The organism is Desulfotignum balticum DSM 7044 (assembly GCF_000421285.1).
Taxonomy (GTDB): Bacteria; Desulfobacterota; Desulfobacteria; order Desulfobacterales; family Desulfobacteraceae; genus Desulfotignum; species Desulfotignum balticum.
The window spans coordinates 3,290,136-3,312,743 of the sequence record NZ_ATWO01000001.1 but is presented as its reverse complement, the minus strand read 5'-3'; the positions used below and the strand labels follow the sequence as shown (position 1 = coordinate 3,312,743).

Here is a 22,608-nt window from a genome sequence, read left to right as displayed (position 1 = left end):
CTTCTAATCAGTCATAGCCTGTCCACCCTCCCGGAGGGCCTCACGGCGGCCCAGGCAAAGCTGCAGTTCGGCCCAATTCATCAGGCCGGTCTCCAGTCCGTCGTTGTAATGCCGGATCGCTTGTTCAGGGTTGCCCAAGGCTTCGGACTGGAGCCCGAGGGCTGTGGCCAGAACCAGGGTTTCTTCCAGGGTGGATGCTTTGGGCTGAATCTCTTCTGCCGGCCTGTTTTTCAGAAGATGTTCGGCCAAGGTCCGGTACCAGGGATCCCGGGTCTGTCCGATGAACTGTTGCAGGGCGGCCCGGGCTAAGGTGTTATCTTGCTGCAAAGCAATGAGCTGGCATTTCAGAAGTCCCATGCCCAGGGTGTTGGCGTTTTCCCAGCGGGGGGTGGCCAGGTACTGATCCACTGCCTGGAGGGCGGTGGTCCATTCTCCTTTGATCGTGTGTTTGAAGGCCGATTCAAACAGTATCCCGGGTTCAGGAGCAGGCGGGGAGGCGCTTTGGCCTTGGGGCACCTTATTCACGGCTGCTCCCTGGAATTGACTCATCAGGCTTTGAAGATCGATCTGGCCGGGGGCAGTCGGAGGAGCGGTGGAAGGTTGGCTGCCGGCGGATGCAGCCATATGGGGCTGGTGCATTTCCGCATGGATGAGAAATCCCGGGTGGGTTTCTGGCGGGGCCAGCCGGGATGCGGTGTGCAGGTAGCGGCGGTGATCGGGAGATCCCGGGTGCTCCTTGGTTTTGATCATATCTGCGGCTGCCCAGTGTAAAAACGCTTGATCCACAGGGGTGTCCCCCATGGTCACGGCATGGTCTGCATCCGTTTCTTCTTCCAGGATCCGGACCAGAAAACCCATCAGCTCATAGGGATTTCGCCAGTCCAGCGCGCAAAGGGCCTCCCGGAACGCCCGCTGTTCGGAAGGAATCCCTTCAAGAAAATCATCCCGGTAAAACAGATATTGAATAAAAGCATTATCCGGGTTCATGGCCAGGGATTTTCTTAACAAGGCTTTTGCTTCAGGGGTCAGGCGGCCGGAATCTGCTGAAAGAATCCCGGCCCACAGATACAGTTCCGGGTGGGAGGCGCGATTCAGCAGGGATGTCATGATTTGTGCGGCCTGTTGTGAATCACCGGACAGGGCGGCTTTCCGGGCCAGGTCCAGGTCTTTGAGAAACGCATAGAAGGGCATACCGGTCCATTGCGGTTCACCGGCATGGATGGCATCCAGGAGGTGATGGGCCTGCTGGATGGGCAGAGCGATACCCATGGAACTGAGTCCTAAATTGATGGCGGTCGCAATGCCTACGGCAAACCCTTGCTGGTCGATGACCGGCCCGCCGCTGTTGCCGCCATGGATATCTGCATCAAAGGCGATGGCATGTTCGAAAATCCGTGTGACCGTGCCGTTGGTCTGCCGGGAGATGGCGGTATTACCCTGGATGGTCTGATGGCCATAGGGAAATCCCATGGCAAAAACCGGTTCCCCGCTGCGGATGGGTGTGCGTGAACCGGATCGGCCCAAAGGAATGGGCACGGCCCCCTCAGGCACGGACGATACCCGCAGCACGGCCACGTCATCATGGTCCGGGGTTCTGGACAGGGCCATGACCAGGCGGTCCATCTGGGTGGGTTCAGGGGTGATCCCCATGATCTGTACCTGTTTTTGCCCGGCAGAAGCATGATTGTGATAGGCGGTGGAAAGCACGAAAATATCTTCCAGCGCGTCCCCTGTCGACAAGGTGCGGAATGCCCGGTCTCCATCAAACCACAGGTAAACATCATGAACGAGCCGTACCGTATCTCCGTTATTGCGCACCATTTCCATCAGTTCTTCCAGGGTATATTCCTGATCCTCCCGAGTGATTGTCATTTCATCCCAGGGTAACACCACATGCCGGTTGGTGAGCAGGTATCCGTCCGAAGACACCAGAAATGCGGTGCCCGTCCCGAAACGGCTGATTTCTTTTTTTCCGTTGATTTCCAGGTGTCCCGCCACCAGGACCAGGGCGATGGATTTGCGATACTGGTCGGCCAGGGCCGCCATCCGGTTTTCCGGAAGCGTCTCTTCTAAAGAAACCATGAACTGTGACAGGCTTTTCTGTACAGCGGTATCGACATTGAGGCGGTGATCCTGGATCAGTTCCAGCACCTGTCCGGTTTTCTGTGCCACCAGTCGCTCGGTTTCCTTCTGGGTCTGCCAGCGCTGGTAAAAGAACAGCGAGATCACCAGGAGCGTGATCAGGCTGGCGGCAAAACCGATACGCCGCTTCAGGATCATGGCGCTTTTTTTCTGTTTCAGGGGATCTTTGGAAAACCGGTTCCATTTGGCAATGTCATCATCCGTGATGGCCTGGAGGTTTTCGAGCACCACGGCCATGGAAGAGGTCCGCCGGGAAAGGTCTTCTTCCACCATGGACCGCAGAAGCCCACTGAGTTTGCGGTGCAGGACAACAGGATCAAAGCGGTGGTAGATATCATCCAGCAGCTTGCAGGGGTCATCGAAATCATCGGTTCCAACGAGCAGTTCCAGCATGAGCCGTCCCAGGGTCCAGATGTCACTGCGTTTTTCCCAGTGACGGTTGGTTTGGATATCCGGATGCCTTTCCAGCCGGGCGGATCGGGCAGGGAGGGATGTTGCCGACAGAATCGGGCCGATTTTGTAGTCCAGCTTCACGGACCAGGCCCCATCCTTCCGGCGGATCAACAGCAGGTCATCGAAGGAGAATCCCGGCATGACCCGCCCGCTCTCATGGAGCAGGTGCAGCGGGGTTGCCATCCTGATGAGCAGATCCACCTGCTCCCGGCGGTTATGGGGGTTCCGGAAAAAACGGGAAGACTCCAGATCGCCCCAGGAAGCGGTTTCGATCCACTCGCTGACCCGGTACCACTGACCCTGTTCAGACTGCCGGAAAGCCACATGCCGGACCATTGCATCATCGGAAAGGGCGTTGACCGCATTTAATTCCGCATCGATGCGGCGGGCCTGCTCTTCTGTAAAAGGCATCTCCCCGGCATAGACCCGCAGCATCACCTCTGCGCCGCTGTCTTCCTGCCTGGCCCGATACAGTGACCCCGTGGCGGTTTCACCCACAAATTCAAGGATATGGTAATCATCGATCCGGTCCGGTCCAGTATCCAGGGCCTGCCCGCAATAGGGGCACACACGGATATCCTGGCCAAGTTCTTCATTGCAGTTTGGATTGGTGCATTTTTTCATGGTTTGTCTCGAATTTTAGTTTTGAAGTTAATCCCCGAAAGCGGGAAACAAGCAACCCAAGGGCCTCGCCTCACTTTTTGTTTATGTTAACAGAAACTGAGGTGTCAGGCACTAAAAAGAGGGTTTGTCGAATGTCTCGAAGCCTTCCAGTTCACCGGATCGTTCGAGATCGTAGGATGCACGTTCGTATCTGCCCAGTACCCAGTTTGCATAGCCCGTATAGTAGTAGTCGTTTTTGTCTTTCGGCAGCATGCCTGCAAGATGTTCGGCGGTGGAAAACGCTTCGGCAAGGTCAGCCCGCCGTTGCACAACCAACCGTTCGAACCAGACATCCAGGCAATCCGGCATCAGTTCTGTAGCCTTTTGCGCAATCGAAACCGCTTCTTGATTCTGACCGGTATCCATCAGGAACCGCATCGCATGGCGGGCCAGCTGGGCATCATCGGGACACTTTTGCAACGCTTCAATCAATACATTCCTGGCCGCTGTATACCGTTCCATGTCAACCAGTACATTGGCCAGATTGATAGATGTTGATGACGATGCCCGGGGATCACTTGCCCGTTTATATAGAATTTCGGCTGCCTGTTCGCTCTCCCCAATCCCTGCCAAACCAAGCGCCAGAGCTTCTTGTGCTTGATCTCGATCGTCATCGGAAAGATAATGGCCGGTCTTGATCACATGACAGGCTTTTCGCATATCTCCCCCCCGTTCACCGGCAAACAGTTCGTTCACCACGACACCGGTTGCAGCGGCAGGATCATCAGGATCTCGATTTAGGGCTTCACGATACAATGACGCTGCCTCGGCATAAAGCCCCTGGACCTGGCGGATATATCCCAGCATTCCGAACACGGTCTCTTCCTGCTCGGGGTGTGATCGCAAGAGGGTCAACTGTTCGGCAGATTCCGGCAGACGGCCAAGTGCAATCAAACAAACCGCCCGGACCACATAAGGATAATAGAACGGTAGTCCTTCATACTCGTTTTCTGCCATGGCAATGAAATACTCCATAGCCTTAGCCGCTCGAACATAGTCAGAATCAGCCAGCCCGGCCTTGCACCGCCTTACTGCATCCTGCAGCCGGAAGTACAGTGTGTTGGCACGTTCTTTATCCCTGGGCACCCGATGTTCAAGTTCGTTCTCGACCCGCTGCATGAGCGGTAGCCGGGGTGTATCGGCAATGATGCCCACATACGGAATGGCAATATCCTGACATATTCGGGCAACGGCATTCTCAAGTTGCGGATGCTGACCAGGTTTTCCATTGAATTCATGGTATCGGATCGATCTCAGTTCTGAAAAGGGGTCAGGCCAAACATCTATCTCCACTGCTGACGTTTCGACCAGGGGGATAATTCGTAAGCCGGTATCTGCTTGACAGGCCAATGCACATGCCACTTCCATCCGGGTGTAGACGGATTTCATGCTGTTTTTGCTCACAACCGGAATGAATAACGAACTGGAGCGGACCCGATCATGCAAGTATTTATCGATCCGTTTTCCGCCCGGTATCTCTTCTCCTTCATCTGCATATACCCACACATCCAGTGCCTGTGCTCGTATACGTGAAAGCAGGGATGGAACAAAAGAATCCTGACTTGAAAATGAAAAAAATGTTTTATGAGACATATCCAGATTCCCGTTTAATCCGATGGTGGGATTAAGACTGTCGGTGTTGAAATCTGCGGTTCCGGCTGCACACCTGAGATCTGGCGCATGAAAGAATTGTAAATTTGCGGAGATTCTGCCTTGATGTGCCGGAACAAGGCTGAGTAAAGCATTGTTTTTACAAGTGCTTGATAAACAGGCGGATTGCCTCCTTCAAGCGCTGCCATACGGTCTGAAAGGCTGCGGCTGAGATCCGGTAATTGTTGAAAGTAATTGGTATCAATGTATTCTTCGAGCATTGCTTGAGATTCTTGGGCACCTAATTGCCGAATGAATTCTTCTTCTGAAACGCCTTGTTCCATCCTGACAGATCCTGAACTTATCTTTTCCATCATCCGTTGAGTGAATTGATCGTCAAGATCGGGTTGTTGCAAAAATTCCTCCTGGATCACCTCGATGTCTTTGGAGAGCCGCCAGCATGCCCAATAAGGCCTGCCCTGGAACTTAAGAGAAACAGTTTCATTGTTTTCGGTTAAATGTATGCGGACCCCCTGATCAACATCGGTGATAACATAGGAGCGAGGATTTCCGGAGTGGTATATCTTGTTGAGCTCTTCGAAATCACGTTGGTTGCGATCAACATCCCGAAGCTGTTCACCAGGACCTGTGATGGGATGATTGTTCTCATAAATATTCTCTGGTGCAATATTATGGAAAGCCAGTAAATCAGCCTGCATCAAACGCAATCCCAGCAATGTGTCATTAAATGACGTGTGATAATTCAGGATCCGTTGGCCAGCCTGTTTTCTGTTTCTGTCTTCTTCAGTATCCTGGAGTTCACCAAAAAGCGTAAAAATGGCCCCCTGCTCACCTTCAGCGAATCCTGCAACCGGAATGGCAATCCAGTCATGGACGGGTAAGATGATGGTATGCTGTCTTTTTTCCTTTTCGACGACAATACGCAACCGCTGTCCATCTGTTTCACTCGGATGATAGGAAAGTCCGATCACCCGGCTTCCATCTGTAAATTCAGAGACAGCGTTGAAAGCGACGCCACCCACACCCGAACAGAATCCAAATGATTTGACACCTTGGGCCGCTTTCATGCTGTTGATGAGAGGCTTTGCCGGAGATGTGGCAAATGAAAAGGCGCCCGCCATAATTTGAGGCCATGCCGGCAGCGCAAGTATGCCCGCAAGTAAAACCATGCTGATTGTTAACAGCCATCCCCGCATCACCTTGACGGCCGTCCTGCCATGTTTTTTTGATTTCATTTGTCATTCCTTTTGACGTTGGGTGTTTGATTGGGTCTTGGAATTAAAGTAACCCAATATAATTATGCAGTTTTCCTTTTTAATCGGATTTTCAGGCCTGCGGTCCACAGCAGGGAAGGAAATTCACACACCGCCTCGCGGTCATAGCCCTTGATTTCATCGCTCAAATCATCCCAGGTCACCAGGTAGGGGCTGATCTTTGCGTGCTCATCTTTTTCCCTGCCATACCGCCATCCGGCCCGGAGCCGTTCCACATTCCATCGGCCATGTTCCATTTCCGCCATCCATTCGATCTCTTTCTGAGTGAAATCCGGGGGAACCAATTCTTCCCCGGGTGTCGCTGCAATGATTTCAAAGCCGGCCTGTTGCAGAATTTGTGTGGAACAGATTATTTGCTGACGGTTGGAATTTTGGAAATCCGGCAACAAAGATTCCCAGGGTTGCAGGTTGGGATCCTTGGGCAGGGCCTGCATTCTTTTTTGACAATAGGTTGCATGGGCATGAATGGCAAGTGCTTCCACCTGGTCGTCGGTCAGAGGGGAGACAGGGTCGGATATGAACAGCTTGACCGTCATCCGGTCTGGAACCAGGGGCAGCAGGGTTGGGGAGTCTTTCCAGGCCGGATCGGTCAGGAGTTCGTCCGCAGCCCGACCGCTGTCTGTGAGAATGCCTGCCCGGGCGCCCAGGGTCAATGCCAGGCGGTATTCAAAAGCGGAAATATCACCGCCGCCGATGCCCACCACCTTGATCTGCCCGGGGTCCATGCCGCTTGCCAGAAGGTCGATCCACATCTGCAAGGGTTCCAGCGGGCTGAAATCCAGGCCGGTGGTCATGATATGGCGGTGGTACCGGACATCCGGGCGGGCATGGGCGGGCATGGACCGGGGAAGATAGGCCATGGCCTGCAGCTGTCCGGAAGGATGGTTTTCCTGAAGCGATCCCGCCAGTTTTCCGACTCCGCTCAGGGTGCCTCCGGAAATCACCGTTCCTGCAAAATGGGCAAATGCCTGATCCAGCAGCGGCTGGAAACCGGCCATCCGGGATTCATCGGCAGCGGCGCAGGAACCGGCCAATACAACCACAGGACCCTGGTATGTGATATCAGGGGTTTTCATTTGTTGTAAGCTGTTGTCTGCAGCTTCCCTTAGTCGTCTGACATCCGGTTCATTCAATGATTTTGGATCAACCGTCGTGAAATGGGTCTTGAAGAAACGGGCAAGAAACATGAGCCGCAGCACGGCGTCATATCCGGGCAACCCGTGTTTGAGCCGTTCCAGGTGATACAGAAAATCGATCTCTGACTGGATCTGTTCCGAGTAAACCGAATTCTGATCGCTCAGGCAGATCCGCAGTCCTCCCAGGTAGGCCAGAAGTGCGGTATCCGGCATATTCAGGTAAAGAAAGAAACGGCCGGTGAAGAAAAAGGCCATGGGAAGCTCGATGCCGGCTTCTGCATGGGCCTTGCAGGTGTCAATGGCTTTGAGCAGGGTGGGCCGCATCAATGGCAGGTGAGACAGGGTCTGCCGGGACAGGATTTCACTTTCCAGGTACGCCCCCAGGTAGTAGGGGTTGTCCGGCTTGAGTTCATAGGCCCGGGCCAGGTGATCATGGATGCGGGCGTTTTTTTCCACCTGCCGGCTGTTTTTCAGGGCCCAGGCCAGGCAGGCATGGGTCTGGGCATCTTCAGAGTCCAGGGCCAGGGCCTTTTCCAAAAGAGCCATCCCCCGGAGATAGTCATCGCCATCCGGTCGGCTTCGGTTGGCCCGGCAAAGGGCATGCCCCAGTTCCCGGAGGACCTGAAAGCCGGCATCCCGTTCAAACGGGGCAAGCACGTCGATCACCCGGACCCAGTCCTCCGCAGCCCGGCAGATGTCGGCGATCTGGAGGGCATGGCCGGTTTTGGCATCCGGATTCGGTTCCTTGTCAAGGATCGTTTTCAAGGTATCCAGTTTTTCCTTTCGCCGGTCTGCAGGGAGATAGGCCCCATGGTTGGCTGCATAGGTGTCCAGCCGGCTGACGAACCTGGCAAAGTTCTGGTCCGCTTCCTCGAGGGCTGCGGCCAGGCGGTTCATCTCCCGGTGCCATCGATCCGGGGGGGTGAACATGTTCTTGTACAGGCTGTCATGGCTGATGCCGGCCCAGGCATGCTGAAGCATGGTACGCACCTGGATTTCAGCCTTGAATCCTCCGGCTGCCAGCTCAGGGGGAACGGGGATATCCAGGATCGGGTCTTTTTTCTGGCTGGAAACCTGCACAATATAATGAACGGACAGGTACCCGAACTCCGACACCCCAAGGGTGGTGCGCTTGTCGATACTGTTGGCGATGTCGATGACAAAATGGTCCTGGATGAACCGGCTGATGCGGTCCACCTCCACCTGGGTCTGTGTGATGACCCGGGCACCGCAAAGATCGGTGAACTGGTTCACCGGATCATGGTATTTCCAGGCTTTGAGGACTGCTTTGGCTGTAAAGCTGGACAGGGTCTTGGCCCGGACCTGTACAATGGCCAGGGGCGAATATGTTTTGCAGGCCTTTTTCAGTATCTTTTCAAGAAGCGCTGCATAGGATTCATAAAGTGGCTGTACTGCCAGGTACTGCTGGACCTGTTCATCGATATCCATCGGTTTGATGGGATTCAACGTCATTTCTGCTCCTTTGGTAATGAATGCGGATCATTGTTTCCAAAAGCGGGCCAGGCCTTCATCATTGCGAAAGGCAAGCCGGTAGGCAGCCAGTTCATCGGGCCGGATAAAGGCATGGTCAGTGGATTCCCGGTTCAGCCTGATGTCTCCGCTGACCCGGGCAGTAAAGTAAAAATTGATGCAGTGCATCTCTTTTTCAGAAAACGGCAGGCTGTCCTGGTAGAACAGGAACTGCAATGCCGTGCAGTCCAGATCAGTCTCCTCCTTGAGTTCCCTGCGGGCCGCCTGTTCCACGGTATCGCCGTAATCGATTTTTCCGCCGGGCAGACACCATTGTCCTTCCGCGTAAGTGCCCTGGCTCCGCTTGAGAACCAGCACCCTTTGACGGGTATCGGTGATGATCAGGCGGACGGCCGGTACGGGTATCGGGTGGGTTGCTAACATGGATGGTTTCCTTAAGGCATGGCCATCGGCGACTGTCCGGGCGGCCGCCGATGGCACGGCTATTCCCTTTATCGGGCAAGGGCGCTGTAAAGAATCAGTACAGCGGCCAATTCATCAAAGTTGCCCAAATGCCGAATATCATCGGCAATCCCGCCGAACTCATTGTTGAGATAGGTCGGGGTCGCCTGCTGGCCAACCCCGATTATGGCAACAAATATGCGGTTGTTGGGATAAATATTGCGAATGACTTGTTTTACGTCATTAGGGGATTGGGTATCCTTTCCATCGGTAATCAGAATGATCACGTTGTTGTAAAATCCAGGCAGGTTCCCGTCATGTTCCACAGAGGCAATGGTCGCTTTTGCAAGGGCTGTATAGAGAGCTGTGTGACCGTGGTTGGGGTGTTGCAGCTGTCTCATCTGTTGTGTCAGCACACTTAGTTGTGATTCGTTTGACCCGTTGATATAAGGTGTTTGCATATACTGATCATTTCCTCCGAACCATGCCACAGACAGAAAATCAGCCCGTTCACCAATGTTGATGGGCAACTGGCTCGCCTCATATATAAGGTCGATAAAATTGCCTGCCGCGCGGTTCATGGTGTTGAAATCTTTTTCCTCGATGGAGCCTGATGCATCCAGGACAAGGGTAAAAATCGTGGGGGCTGCAACAGCGGTGCTGGCAAAGCAAAAGCAGATCAGGCAACCCAAAAAAATATGTCTGAGTTTGGTTATCATGGTCAATCCCTCCTTTCTAAGGCGTTTCAATGGCCTGTTTCAGGTTTGCGGCAATGGCGTGGATGGTTTGGATCTTTTCCAGAGGCAGCGGCTGGTCGTCGGGATTGTACATGTGCTTTTTGATTTCCGGCAGTTTCCCGGCAATGGCTGACAGGGCCGGAGAGTCTTTAACCATCAGTTCAAGATTTTGGAGGGTCCGGATATAGATATCCACAATATAATCCATGGACAGGATCTTTGAGCTTTCCGCATGGTAATTTCTGACAAGTTCGTCCGAAACAAGGTACAACAGTTCAACCCATCCTCCCAGGCTGACCAGCATGGCCATGCTGTTGTCGCCTTTGGTGCGCAAAACGGTTTCTGCCTCGGCAAACAGCAGGTCGATGTGATGCCTGATTTTTTCATGATCCTGGGATTTCAGAGCTGTTTTAAATGAATCGATTTCCTGAAGATCCTCTTTGAGCCCCAGTTTTTCAGTAAACTTCAGGATCATTGCCCCCAGTTTTTCCAAGTCCCGGGGGTCGACTGGCTGTGATCCAAAGACCATCATGATCCCGTCGGAACATCTGGCACCCAGGTTCAGGGCGATTTTTGTGCCGCTGGTGTAGGAGTCGGTGAAATTGGGTGTGATGTCACCGGTAAAGGTGAACTCATAGGATTCCAGCGCAGACTGGATGGTTGCCGGCCTGGGAATGACATAAACGATTTCCATTTTGTCTTTCATGTCATCGATCAATTGCGTTTTCAGGGGCGGTTTGTTTGCTTCGGGCTGAGCAGCCCATGCCGTGACGGAAAAACACAGCAGCAGGGCAAGAAACACGCCTGTGATCAATAAAGGATAAACGCGGGTTCCGGGTTCATTTTTTTTCATACAGTTACCTCCTTGTAAAGAATATTAAATGGTTGTTTGAAAACTGTGTAAAAGAAATACTTGGTTACAGGGTCATTCGATATGTAATGGGTCACCTCCTTTCTATTGATTACCGTCGTCTGGCCACAATTGAGACCCGAACAAAACCGATTCCAAGCAAAATGACAAGATACGCGGATAACACTATAATATCGAGGAACCATGTTCTGGCAGGTAACGCATCTTTCTCCGTCTGAAAGAGATCATGGCGGGGAGCGGTGAAATCTCCCCGGCGCAGCGGGGTGTTCCCTGTACCGATGTTTTGTATGGTTTCATTCAAAGACGGGGATTTCTGATTGAAAACCTGATCATGGTATTGGTTCACGACATCGATTTCATTGTTTTTCCGAACATCGAGTTCACGCTTCTGGGTCAGGGTGGCAGCCTGGCCTCTCAAGGTCTGATAACGGATGTCGATCTCGTTGAGTTCACGCTGCCGCTGCCTTTGGTTACGCCCGACAGGGTGCAGGTCATAATTGGCCGTGACCAGAAATTCGAAAGCCCAGCTGGCCGGTAACAAACGGGCGATGACCGGGGCGCGGGTTTTATCGGCCGGGTATTGCCAGGGGCATTTCTCCTCCAGCAGGGTGTTGCAGTGCCGTTCGATGAAGTACAGACCGTCGCCGGTGCGGTCAAAGGGCAAAAACCCGCCGCCGAGAATGATCTGGGGGATGAGAATCAGCGGCACGAAATTGTAGGCGGCCAGGACCGAGGAGGTCAGGGTGGAAAACAGCAGGCCGAAAGCGATGCCGATGAAGGTGATCAGGGCCATCAAGCCGGCATTGACCCAAAGCATGTGTTCGACCCCGAGAATCCAGTGGGCCGGAATCAGGAAGGCCAGGCACTGGACCATGCCAAACAGGGCCAGTACGAGGTATTTGGCTGTGAAATATCCGTTGATGGAGATGTCGTTGAGCCGCTCCCGCTGAAGAAGGGGCTCATCTTTGATGATTTCGAAAACCCCGGCCATGAGCCCGAAAAACATGCCAGTGATGATGGAAAGAAAGAGAAAGTGGGGATATTGCTGGTTGGTGACAATGGAATAAGGCTCCCCATCCGGGGCGTACTTGAATACCGATGCGATCAAAATACCCAGAACCGGCGGAATGACCAGGGTCAGGATCTGATTCAATCGGTCCCGGGATTTTTTCAGCATCTGGCGTTTGACCTGCAGGGGAAACTGTTTCAAGGCCTCCTGAAAGGTCAGGGCCGGGGACAGCATCTTATCTTTCCCCGGCGGCGGCAACTCCAGCTGGGGGTCGGGTGGCGGATTTGTTTTCCAGAAATCCGGGGAGACCTCTTCCTGGGCATCCAGGAGGATTTCAGGCCGGGTGTTCTTGCATGCGGAACACTCCACCTCGGTGACAGCCATGGACCGGTCCGGGAAAACATCGTTGAAAAAGGTCAGGGCTTCCAGGGGAGGCCCCACAAACAATTGCTCTCCCTCCCGGTTGAGCACCAGTACCTGGTCGAATTTTTTGTAGATGACCGATGAAGGCTGATGAATGACGATGATAACGATCGTTCCTGCGGCGGTCAGTGTCTTGAGCTGATCGATCACCTTTTCCGAGTCTTTTGAAGAAAGGCCGCTGGTGGGTTCGTCCAACAGCAGGAGTTCCGGCTGGTTGAGCAGTTCCATGCCCATGTTCAACCGCCGTCTCTGACCGCCGGAAAGCCTTGCCTTTCCGGCAACCGCCATATTTTTTTTGTGTTGGATACCAAAAGATTCCAAAAGGGTATCAATGCTGCCTTCAATGGTTTCTTCGGGACGGCTGGACCAGGTTTTCAGGCGTTGATAAAATAACAGATTTTCTCTGACTGTCAGGGCACCATCCAGGATGTCGCCCTGGGGGGCATGTCCCAGTTGGCGCCGGATGGAAAAAAGACCCCGGGGACATACCCGGCCGTTGACATGAATGATGCCCTGTTCAATTTTCATTTTGTCCAGCAGGGCGCTGATAATGGAAGATTTGCCAGAACCGGAAGGCCCCATGACCGCCATCATCTCTCCGCTGTTCAGAGAGAAGGAGATGTTGTAAATCTCGGGCGTTGTTTTGGTAACGTGTCTGGCCGTCAGATTTCTTACCATAATGTTCCGGATGCGGGTTTCAGGCATCCGGCTTGGGTGTGAATTCATAGTTTTTATTACCTTTGCAGTGGAAAAGCTCCGCCCTGTCGGTTACATCTGGTCGAGCATAATATTGTGATTTATGTTATTGAAAATACGTTGTAAAGTGTTTTTACTTTCCACACGGTTTTTTCCCGCCAATCTAGGTAAAAACCCCTATCGTTGATTAGGTAAAAACCCCTATCACATGCTTTTGTTATCCTGTGTCCGATCAGGTTGACCGTTTTATTGCAAACTGCCTGCCACCATGGCGGTTCAAAAAAAATTTGAAACACAACCATCTTATATTAAAGCTTTATTTGGTATGCGACCTATTTTTCTTCAGCCTTGGGGACCTGTTTTTGGTTGAGTTATCATGTTGAGTTGTTATGATGACGGTACGTTTCAGGTTGAATGGGTCATGGATATGGGAGGGGGGTGTGAGAGTGTCAATCGATACGGTTCTGTTTTCCCGGCAAAATGAGAAAGATACCACCGAACGATTGTCCCTGGATATGGATGAGGTGGCGGCATCGGGTGTCCCCTGGCCGCATGACAGTCCTGCAATTGCGGTGTTTTCGGAAAAGAGCAGGGAAATGATCTTTGCCGGCATCAAAAATGTTGCAGACCGGGGCTGCCAGCATGAAGCGGTCGGACTTACACGGTTGCTTGAAACAGCAACACACCAGATCCCCCTGGCAATGGCAAAATACAGCCAGCTCGGCCGATTGACAGGCAGCATTCGATCTTATCTTGCAAAAGAAAGTCTGCCCAGCAGATATTCGATACTTTTGATCAAGGACCCCCTTTTCAGAACATTATGGAATACCATCCCGGACCGGGCAGAGAATGACTTTCATCCCATCACCCGAAAGATACCATCGGCCGGGCGGGGTGATCTTTTTGCGCTCATGCCGGTCATCGAGGAAGATTCAGACATCAGGAACGAATTTATCGGCAGTTCAAGAGAAGCCGGGTTCATCCGGCAACTCATTATGCGGGCGTCACAAAATGATGCACCTGTGCTTATTTTGGGTGATTCAGGAACCGGGAAAGGGAAAATCGCCAGTCTGATTCATACACTGAAACATCAAAAAAAACAGACATTAATTACGGTAAATTGTGGGGCCATCCCTTATGATCTGTTTGAATCAGAGCTGTTCGGGTACAGAAAAGGGGCGTTTACCAACGCTGTCCAGGACAAGAAAGGGTTATGGGAATCTGCCGGCCAGGGGACATTGTTTCTGGATGAAATCGGGGATTTGAGCCTCCACCATCAGGTGAAGATACTCAGTGCACTGGATATGAAACAGGCCAGACCAGTCGGAGCGACAGAAGAGGTTCCCCTCTGTGCCCGGGTGATTGCAGCTACCAACCGCCATCTTTATTCAATGGTGAAACAGGGGCAGTTCAGGGAAGATCTCTATTACCGGCTCAGACAGGGAATGCTGATCCACACCTGGCCCCTGAGAGAACATAAAGAGGATATCCCGCTGATCGCCGGCATTTTGTGGGAGAAAATCCATCAAGGCAGATGTCCGCCGCTTTCAGAGGAAATACTCTCCAGCCTGAAAGCGTATCCATGGCCCGGAAACGTCCGGGAACTGAAATCCATTCTCAACAACCTTCATACCTTTTTTCATGAAGTCAGGGAGTTGACCGTCAGACATTTACAGGCGATCTTTGTTTATGATGGACATGGCCGGTTGCCGTATTGTTCCGGGGCACTGAGCGATTCAACGCACAGGCTGGCTGACAGGATTGAAAAAATCCGCAACCTGGTTCGGGCGGAAGAACTGGTTCAGTCGATCATCAATGAGATGACCCCGTTTTTTGCAGCTGATCCAGAACCGTTGAATGTATCGTTGCTATCGGCCAATCTCAATGTCCGGCTTCAGGAACTGGAGATGCTTTTTCTTTATCCACACAGACTGGGAAATCCGGAGACGTTTGAATCGTTGAACAACATGCGGGCCAAGCTGCTTTTTTTCAAAAGTCTACTGGAACAGGATGAAGCCAGTGCCCGAAGTTTCTGGCAAAAAAATGCCGAGGGCTTTCTGGAGAAAACCAGACAGGCGGTATCCAAGATGATCGGAGAGATCCTGAATTAAGGCTGTTTGCCGGGTCACCAGTTTGCGGTGGTGATGGTTTAACTCATGATAGATAATCGGAAACTCCGCCAGTTCACTTTGAGTTTTTTTTATGATGCATAGGCTCAACATTAAAATCTGAGCTAAACCCACAGGTACAAAAAACAGCCGATATAAATCACGGCAACGGACAGGGCGATCACCATCCGGACAAAGGACAGTTCAAACGCGTGCTGGATCATTTTTGCCGTCACTGCCAGTCCGTAAAGACCGGTTATGCCACAAACAATGATGATGGCGGGACCAGGAGGGGACTGAGCCTGAAGGATTGCCAGAAACGGGGCCACAGGCCACAGGGAAATGGCGGCAACGCCGAGAGTGAAATAGGCGGTCAGGAATGCGGCGTTCCCGCCCAGGGCTTTCAGGAACACCCAGATGAACAATGCGGCCCCGGCATGCATGAGAAACGCCACTGGAATGCCGGCCAGAGTCAGCTTAAGCAATCCCTGACCCAGAAGCATATCCCGGCTGAGCCAGGCGGCCGTACCGCCATAGATAAGCCCCAGCAGGGACACATGGCATATGCAGATCCAGGGCAGGTGGTTCAGTGGGAGCAGTCTGACACCAGTTGGGTCCAGTCTGGCAATCCGGGTCATGGCGGCGGAGTAGGTCATGGAGAGCCTTAAGTGTTAAGTGTTAAGTGTTAAGCCGGTGACGGCACAGGGCTGTTATGATTTGTTGCGACCGCCGGGGCATGGGAGGGTATTGAGCGGGGTCCGGCCCCGGGCGGGCCGGGGCCGGGCCCCATTCATGGGTGAAGGTTACCAGGGCTGCAGGCCCCAGATAAAGACAGCGACGCAGACCGCTGAGATGATCAACGGCCACTTGATGCCGTTGTACCGGGATTCGTCATAATCAGGTCCCCAGCCGTGGATCCGATCGATCACCTGTTTGTCCGCCAGGGTCGGGGCATAGGCTTTCAGCGCAGGCATCCGGTTAAAGGCGATGGACAGGATGATGAACATGGCAAAGCTCAAGGGAATGGTCACCATGCCGCCGGACATGCCCAATGCCGCCACCAGACCCGATCCGACGCAGATGGAGGGCAGCACATGGGGGGAGATCACAATAAAGATGATTCCGCAGACCATGGAGGAGATGATCAATGCCAGTTTGTTGGCCTCTTTCCACCACACCCCCAGCAAAATGGCCGGGGTGGCCGTGGTGGCCAGCAGACCGAATGCCCACAGAATACTGGTCACCAGGAATCGCGGGGGATTGAACGCCATGAGAACGGCAGCCAGTCCGCCCAGCCCCAGGGCCGCATATCCCCATTTCATCTTTTTGGCGGATTCCATGTTGGGGGCGATGATGCCCAGCAGATCCGATCCCACCAGCCCGGCGATGGCCATGAGGTTGCCGCCGATGGTGGACAGCCCGGCAGCGATGGCCCCGCCCATGACAAAGGCGGCCACCAGAGTGGGGTTGTAAAACACGTTGAGGATCAGGATGGTCTGGTCCGCTTTTTCAATGATCCGGCCCGTGGTGGCGGTAAAATAGTTGCCGGCAAAGCCCACCACATAGGTTCCTGAAAACAGCAGGCCTAAAAACAGGGCAAACCAAACCACGGCCCATCGGGCGCTTTTGACTGAGGATGAGGTAAACACCTTCATGGCCAGATGAGGCAGGGCCACGGGTCCCAGGGTAAAGGCCGGGATCAGGGCAAAATACCACCGGAAATCGTATTTCATGTCAAAAAACGTCGGGATGTTTTTGATCATGTCCGGCACCATGTCCCCATAAGCCAGGGGCGGAAACCACCATCCCGAAGACCCCATGGCCTTCATGATGGCACCCATGGGCACGATCATGGCAATGGTCATCACCACCATCTGAAAGGCCGCGTTGTAGGTGGCCCCGTACATCCCGCCGATGGTGATGAATCCCACCGTGGCAAGACCCGCCACAATGATGGCGATATTATACGGCACGCCGAACAGCAGCTCGAACGCCTGTCCCAGTCCCACCATCTGGCCTAAGGCATACATGATCATGATCAGAATCATCCAGCACACGATCACGATGGTGGAGGGTTTTCCATACCGCTGCCGGATAAAACTGGCCGGGGTGAATGCTTTCATCCGCCGAAGGCTGGTGCCGTACAGCAGGGTGAGCAAAGGGATGGAGATGGCCCATTGGATCCACAAATATACAAACGGTACCTGCAGCCGCAGGATCAGGGCGATGACCCCTAAAAATGTGGCCAGACTGGCCCATGTGGCCGCCATACCCAGTCCGTTGGTCACCGGACCGATGGAGAACCCGGCCGCGTAAAAATCTTCGTCCGACGCTGTTTTCCGGCTCGAAAAATAACCGACCGCATAAAAAATAGCAAACAGGATAATCACCATTCCCAGTCCGATCCAGACGTTGTTTAATGCATATTCCGCAGGCATGGTGTCATCTCCTTATTTTTGAGTATTTTCGGTTGAGGTGTCGGTTTCAGGGGCCAGGGTTTTGACGTATTCTGCCATTTCATCGTCAAATTTGTTGCACACCAGGGTCATTGCCAGGCAGACCGCGGCAATGCCGAACCATCCCAGCAGAATGGGAATGATATACTGGATGGGAAACCCCCACAGGGTTCCCTGCTGAAGGCCGGGAAAAAGAACGAAAATGGATGCGGAATGTCCGGTTAAAAGCAGCAGCACGGTGAATATAATCGTGATCCGGATTTCCTTTTTGTAAATTTTTTCTTTCATGGATTGTCTCCCTTTTTAAGATGTCATAACCATTTTATCTTCCCCATTCCGAATCCCGCAGTTCAATCCGCCGGATTTTGCCGCTGATGGTTTTGGGCAGTTCATCCACAAATTCAATTTTTCTCGGATACTTGTAAGGGGCCGTGGTTTTTTTCACATAATCCTGGATCTCCTTGACCAGCGCGTCACTGGGCTTGTAGTTCGGTGCCAGGATCACAAAGGCTTTCACCACCTCGCCTCTGGTTTCATCCGGACTGGAGACCACGGCGGATTCGGCCACGGCCGGGTGTTCGATCAATGCGCTTTCCACCTCAAAGGGACCGATGCGGTACCCTGAGGTGAGAATGACGTCATCTGATCTGCCCACAAACCAGAAATACCCGTCCTCATCCACATAGGCCCGGTCCCCGGTGAGATACCAGCCCGGAATAAAGGCGGCTGCCGTCCGGTCCGGTTCTTTCCAGTATTCCTTGAACAGTCCGATGGGACGTTCCGGCTCGATGCGCACCGCAATATCGCCTTCTTCATCGGGGCCTAAGATATTGCCCTGGTCATCGATCACATGCAGATCAATGCCCGGCGTGGGTTTGCCCATGGATCCGAACCGGGGCGGAATGCAGGGAAAATTGCCCGCCAGGATCACGGTTTCGGTCTGGCCGTAACCATCCCGGATGGTACAGCCCGTGGCTTTTTTCCACACCTCGATGATTTCCGGGTTCAAAGGTTCGCCGGCACCCACGCAATGGCGCAGGGTGGGAAATTTGTATTTGGAAAGATCCTGGAGCACCAGCATCCGGTAGATGGTGGGGGCCCCGCACATGGTGGTGATGGGGTATTTGGATAATAGACCCAGCGTGATTTTGGGATCAAACCGGTCCGTATGATGGACAAACTGGGCCGCCCCCTGGTTCCAGGGACCGAAATAGCTGGACCAGGCCGCCTTGGCCCATCCCGTGTCCGACACATTCCAGTGCATGTCTTCGGGTTTGAGATCCAGCCAGTATTTGCCGGTGACCATATGTCCATATCCATAAGAATGGGCATGCAGCGCCATTTTGGGGAATCCCGTGGTGCCGGAAGTGAAATAGACCAGACAGTTGTCATCTGCTTTGGTTTTTGCGGTTTCAAATTCGTCGGATGCCTGGTCCATGGCCTCATCCCAGAAAACCCACCCCTCTTTGGGCTCAGTGATGACAATCTTTGTTTTCACGGTGGGACACTTGTCTGTGACTTCGTCAAAAGCGCCGGCAATGTCCGGTGTGGTGATGATGCACGCCGCTTCGGATTTGTTGGCCCGGTATTCCAGGTCCTTGGCCGTCAGCTGGGTGGTGCCCGGCGCGATCATGGCCCCGCACCGGATACACGCGGTAAAAGCGATCCACCATTCAATGTTTCTGGGAAGCACCACAATGACCACATCCCCCTGGCCGATGCCCCGGGATTTGAACACGTTGGCCAGTTGTTTGGAGGCTTTGCTGAGCTCGTAAAATGTTTTTCTGATCTCAGTGCCGTGGTCATCCACCCAGAGCATGGCCAGTTTTTCCTTATCTTCGGCCCATTTGTCAAACACGTCTGAAGCAAAATTGTAATACTCCGGAACCTGCCATTTGAACTCTTTGTACTCTTTTTCATAATCGGTCATGTTGGGTTGTACGGTCATAAGCGTTCCCTTCCTTTGAAATAGAGGTTGTCAGGTGAGATATTCGCCTGTATGTCGTATAGTAAAGGAAAATCAATCCCACAATCGGTGAAACACTGATTTTCACTGTAGGTGGATGTATTCGGATTTGTAGGGAAAAACCTGACAGGTTGTCGGATCAGGAGATGACAAAGGCTTTGAAGGGCCGATTATTCCGGCACTGTGGTGATCTGGCCGGTTTTTTCGAAATGCACGGCGCACCGGACCAGTTCATTGGCATGTTTCAGATTGAGTTTGGTTTTGATTCTTTCCCGGTAGGTGCCGATGGTTTTAATGCTTAAAAACAGTCGCACGGCAATTTCCCTGGAGGAATATCCTTTGCCGATGAGCTTGAACACCTGCATTTCCCGGTGCGTGAGCCGGTCAATGGGGGATTTTTTCCGAATATCACTGGTGCCTGTGATATTGGACAGGATATGCTCTTTCACAGAATCATTCAGATAAACTTTGCCCGCAAGCACGTGGTGAATGGCCTCCACCACCGATTCCATGGCCTCCTGTTTCATGATGTATCCTTTTGCCCCGGCATGCAGGGCCCGCTGGGCATACAGGTATTCATCATGCATGGACAGCACCAGCACGGGAATGTGGGGGTGGTGTTTGTTCACGTGCCGCACCAGATCGATGCCGTCGGAATGTTTCAAAGAAATGTCTGCGATAATCAGGTCCGGAAACACGGATTCGATTTCCCTGATGGCGTCGTCCACATCCTTGGATTCGCCGGATGCGGTTAAATCTTCTTCCTGATTGATCAGTTCAGCCAGGCCGAGCCGGAAAATGGGGTGGTCTTCCACCAGCAGTATTTTCTTTTTTATCATCATTACTGCATGCCCATACCATGTTTTTGGGGTTTGTGCAATCTTGTGCGATTCTCCGGAAAATGCAGGGCACTGACCGGCAGTTTGAGGGTGACGCAGGTGCCGGTGTCACTGGATTCAATGTCCAGGGATCCTCCCATGAGTTTGGTTCGGTAATTCATGATGCGAAGTCCCATGCCTGAGGATTCACCGGAAGGGGCAAACCCCGTGCCGTTGTCCTTGACGGCCAGGGAGAATGACATATTCCGGTACGCCATCTCAATGACGATATGGTCGGCCCCTCCGTGGCGGATGGCGTTCTGGACCGCTTCCTGGGCGATATGATAGATATTGCTGTTCACCATGTCGTTTCCGGCCGGGATTTTTTCATGGTACAGCAGGGCGCAGGTTACCTGGTGAACGGTTTTGGTGTTGGTCGCCAGTTCCTGTAATGATGAAAGCAATCCATGTTTGAAATAGACCGGACACAAGCCCCGGGCCAGCAGCCGGGTTTTTTTTATGGCCTCCTGAATCAGGCGGGTGATGTTTTCCACAGACCGGGCCGCATCCGGTGCGGTTTTTTCCACCCGGGTTTTCAACACTTTGCTCAGCCCTTCCACGCCGATGAGGTGGGGACACAGGTCATCGTGAAGATCATTGCCGATTTTCTGGCGCTCTTTTTCTCCGATTTCCATGATCGCTTTTTCCAGCTGTTTCACCTGGGAGACATCCCGGTGGGTGATGACCGTGCCTAACGGGTTCCCGTTTTTGTCCCGGTATACGGATCCCCGGAGGGTCACTTCGATAAGACGGCCGTCTCTGGCTTTCCGGGTGGTTTCCGTGCGGGGGAGCACCAGGCCTTCCAGGATGGCCTGAATTCCTTCCATGGCCTGTTTCCATTGTTCTTCCGGTACAAAATGGTCCATTTTCTTCCCCAGGCTGTCTTCCAGGGTGTAACCGAATACCCGGGTGAACGCCGGGTTGAAATAAGTGACATGCCCTTCCATGTCATAAACGATGATGGGGTCAGGCGCGGCCTCCATCACGGACCGGTATCGTTCTTCACTTTCCTGTAACGCTTCCTGGACCTGTCTGCGTTCGGCAATCTGGGCCTTGAGGTCCCGGCTGTAGGTTTCCAGTTTTTCCATGAATGAGTTGTAGTAAAACGAGATCTGGCCCACCTCATCCAGCGAATGCGGAATCACCATGCGGTTGGAAAACCCTTTTCCGGTATCGATGTCTTCATTGAGCCGGTCCATGAGGTTTCGCAGCGGTTCCGTGATGGTGGCACCCAGAAAAAATGTGATGGGGATAAACACCAACAGGGACGTCAGTCCCACAATCATGATAAAATTTTTGATGGTCGTGAGCGGAGAAAAAAAATCGTCCATATGGATGGCGGATGCCACCGTCCATTGATATTCAGGAATATGATTGAAAAATATTCGGTTTTTTCCAGCAAAGTTCCCGGATTTTTCCGGCCATGACACCGTATGAATCCCGTCTTTTTGTTCAGAAATGGTTTTGAAAAACCGGTCCGCATGTTCCGGGTTTGAAAAGATATTTGCATGTTGGTGTGCCGGAGGAATGATCAGATTGTTTTCCGCATCCAGAACACAGGCATATCCGGTTTTCCCAAAACGCTGACCCTGGATGGATTTTTCAAAATCACTGATCTCCATGAGTTCTGAAAATTTTTTCCGGTAGGAAGAGACCGTGATCATCCAGTCCCAGGGGGCAAAATATTCAAGATACAATGCCTTGGGCTGTGGAAAGTCATCATCCGGATTCTGCCAGTCATACTCGATGTATCCTTTTTTCTGGGCCACCATTTCCTGAACAAAGGCATGGTCGGAAATATCCAGGCCTTCCAGCAGTTTTTTGGGATGTCTGACCACGCGGCCGGTCCCGTCCAGAATACAGATATAGCCATGGGTGCCGATTTTCTGGGCCAGCATGATGTCTGCCGCCTGTTTTTGGGCCTGTTCAAGGGTCAGGCTGCCATCGGCCTGACGCTGGTACAGGTGCGTAACGATCTCCAGATTTTTTTCCGCTGTGGCCCGCAGATAGTTTCGGATGGACACGGATGCGGCCGTCCTGACATTGTTGACCATGGCTGCTGTGGCGTTTTCCAGCATGGTTTCGATATTTTTCTCAACATTTTGTTTTACAATGGAATAGATGGTGAGACTGGAAAGACCCATGATCACGACAAAAGTGACGGAGAAGACACACAGGATCTTATAACGGATGGGCAGGTTCTTAAACAGGTATGACAGGTTCATGGTTCCCCGCTAAAATGGGTTTATGCCC

At 52.8% G+C, this 22,608-nt stretch carries 15 protein-coding genes; 1 reads left to right on the top strand and 14 read right to left on the bottom strand.

What is annotated here, in order from left to right:
- Window positions 1–3 precede the first annotated feature (3 nt).
- The 8 genes from K365_RS0116730 to K365_RS0116695 all read right to left on the bottom strand — a co-directional run bounded on the left by K365_RS0116730 (window position 4) and on the right by K365_RS0116695 (window position 12,977).
- Window positions 4–3,219, bottom strand: coding sequence for a trypsin-like peptidase domain-containing protein (locus tag K365_RS0116730; RefSeq protein ID WP_024335511.1), 3,216 nt, complete (start codon window positions 3,217–3,219; stop codon window positions 4–6).
- A 111-nt stretch (window positions 3,220–3,330) separates the two neighbouring features.
- On the bottom strand, window positions 3,331–4,851 hold the full coding sequence (locus tag K365_RS0116725; protein WP_024335510.1) for a toll/interleukin-1 receptor domain-containing protein: 1,521 nt from the start codon (window positions 4,849–4,851) through the stop codon (window positions 3,331–3,333).
- Window positions 4,852–4,865: 14 nt separating this feature from the next.
- Window positions 4,866–6,104 (bottom strand): hypothetical protein, encoded by a 1,239-nt coding sequence (locus K365_RS0116720; protein ID WP_024335509.1) that lies wholly within the window; start codon window positions 6,102–6,104, stop codon window positions 4,866–4,868.
- 62 nt (window positions 6,105–6,166) lie between these two features.
- Entirely contained in the window at window positions 6,167–8,752 is a 2,586-nt protein-coding gene (locus tag K365_RS26725; protein ID WP_024335508.1) for a RyR domain-containing protein, read from the bottom strand.
- 27 nt (window positions 8,753–8,779) lie between these two features.
- Complete coding sequence (locus K365_RS0116710; protein WP_024335507.1) at window positions 8,780–9,193, bottom strand: NUDIX hydrolase; 414 nt, start codon at window positions 9,191–9,193, stop codon at window positions 8,780–8,782.
- 68 nt (window positions 9,194–9,261) lie between these two features.
- Complete coding sequence (locus K365_RS0116705) at window positions 9,262–9,903, bottom strand: vWA domain-containing protein (protein WP_169432958.1); 642 nt, start codon at window positions 9,901–9,903, stop codon at window positions 9,262–9,264.
- A 43-nt stretch (window positions 9,904–9,946) separates the two neighbouring features.
- Window positions 9,947–10,801, bottom strand: coding sequence for a hypothetical protein (locus K365_RS0116700; RefSeq protein ID WP_024335505.1), 855 nt, complete (start codon window positions 10,799–10,801; stop codon window positions 9,947–9,949).
- A gap of 109 nt (window positions 10,802–10,910) precedes the next feature.
- Window positions 10,911–12,977: an ATP-binding cassette domain-containing protein gene (locus K365_RS0116695; RefSeq protein ID WP_084489873.1), complete on the bottom strand. Its 2,067-nt coding sequence runs from the start codon at window positions 12,975–12,977 to the stop codon at window positions 10,911–10,913.
- Between the two features lie 410 nt (window positions 12,978–13,387).
- On the opposite strand from K365_RS0116695, the gene K365_RS26720 reads away from it, so the two are divergent.
- Window positions 13,388–15,058, top strand: coding sequence for a sigma 54-interacting transcriptional regulator (locus K365_RS26720; RefSeq protein WP_169432957.1), 1,671 nt, complete (start codon window positions 13,388–13,390; stop codon window positions 15,056–15,058).
- Between the two features lie 122 nt (window positions 15,059–15,180).
- Here the strand turns inward: K365_RS26720 and K365_RS0116685 are convergent, their stop codons facing one another.
- The 6 genes from K365_RS0116685 to K365_RS26715 form a co-directional block, all read right to left on the bottom strand.
- Window positions 15,181–15,711 (bottom strand): hypothetical protein, encoded by a 531-nt coding sequence (locus K365_RS0116685; protein WP_024335502.1) that lies wholly within the window; start codon window positions 15,709–15,711, stop codon window positions 15,181–15,183.
- A gap of 147 nt (window positions 15,712–15,858) precedes the next feature.
- A complete protein-coding gene (locus tag K365_RS0116680) occupies window positions 15,859–17,493 on the bottom strand; it encodes a sodium:solute symporter family transporter (protein ID WP_024335501.1) in 1,635 nt (544 codons plus the stop codon).
- A gap of 12 nt (window positions 17,494–17,505) precedes the next feature.
- Entirely contained in the window at window positions 17,506–17,799 is a 294-nt protein-coding gene (locus K365_RS0116675) for a hypothetical protein (protein ID WP_006967222.1), read from the bottom strand.
- Between the two features lie 34 nt (window positions 17,800–17,833).
- Window positions 17,834–19,459, bottom strand: coding sequence for an AMP-binding protein (locus K365_RS0116670; protein WP_024335500.1), 1,626 nt, complete (start codon window positions 19,457–19,459; stop codon window positions 17,834–17,836).
- A gap of 188 nt (window positions 19,460–19,647) precedes the next feature.
- Entirely contained in the window at window positions 19,648–20,319 is a 672-nt protein-coding gene (locus K365_RS0116665) for a response regulator transcription factor (RefSeq protein WP_024335499.1), read from the bottom strand.
- A complete protein-coding gene (locus K365_RS26715) occupies window positions 20,319–22,580 on the bottom strand; it encodes a cache domain-containing protein (RefSeq protein ID WP_024335498.1) in 2,262 nt (753 codons plus the stop codon). Before K365_RS26715 ends, K365_RS0116665 begins: the two co-directional genes overlap by 1 nt.
- Window positions 22,581–22,608: the final 28 nt, after the last annotated feature.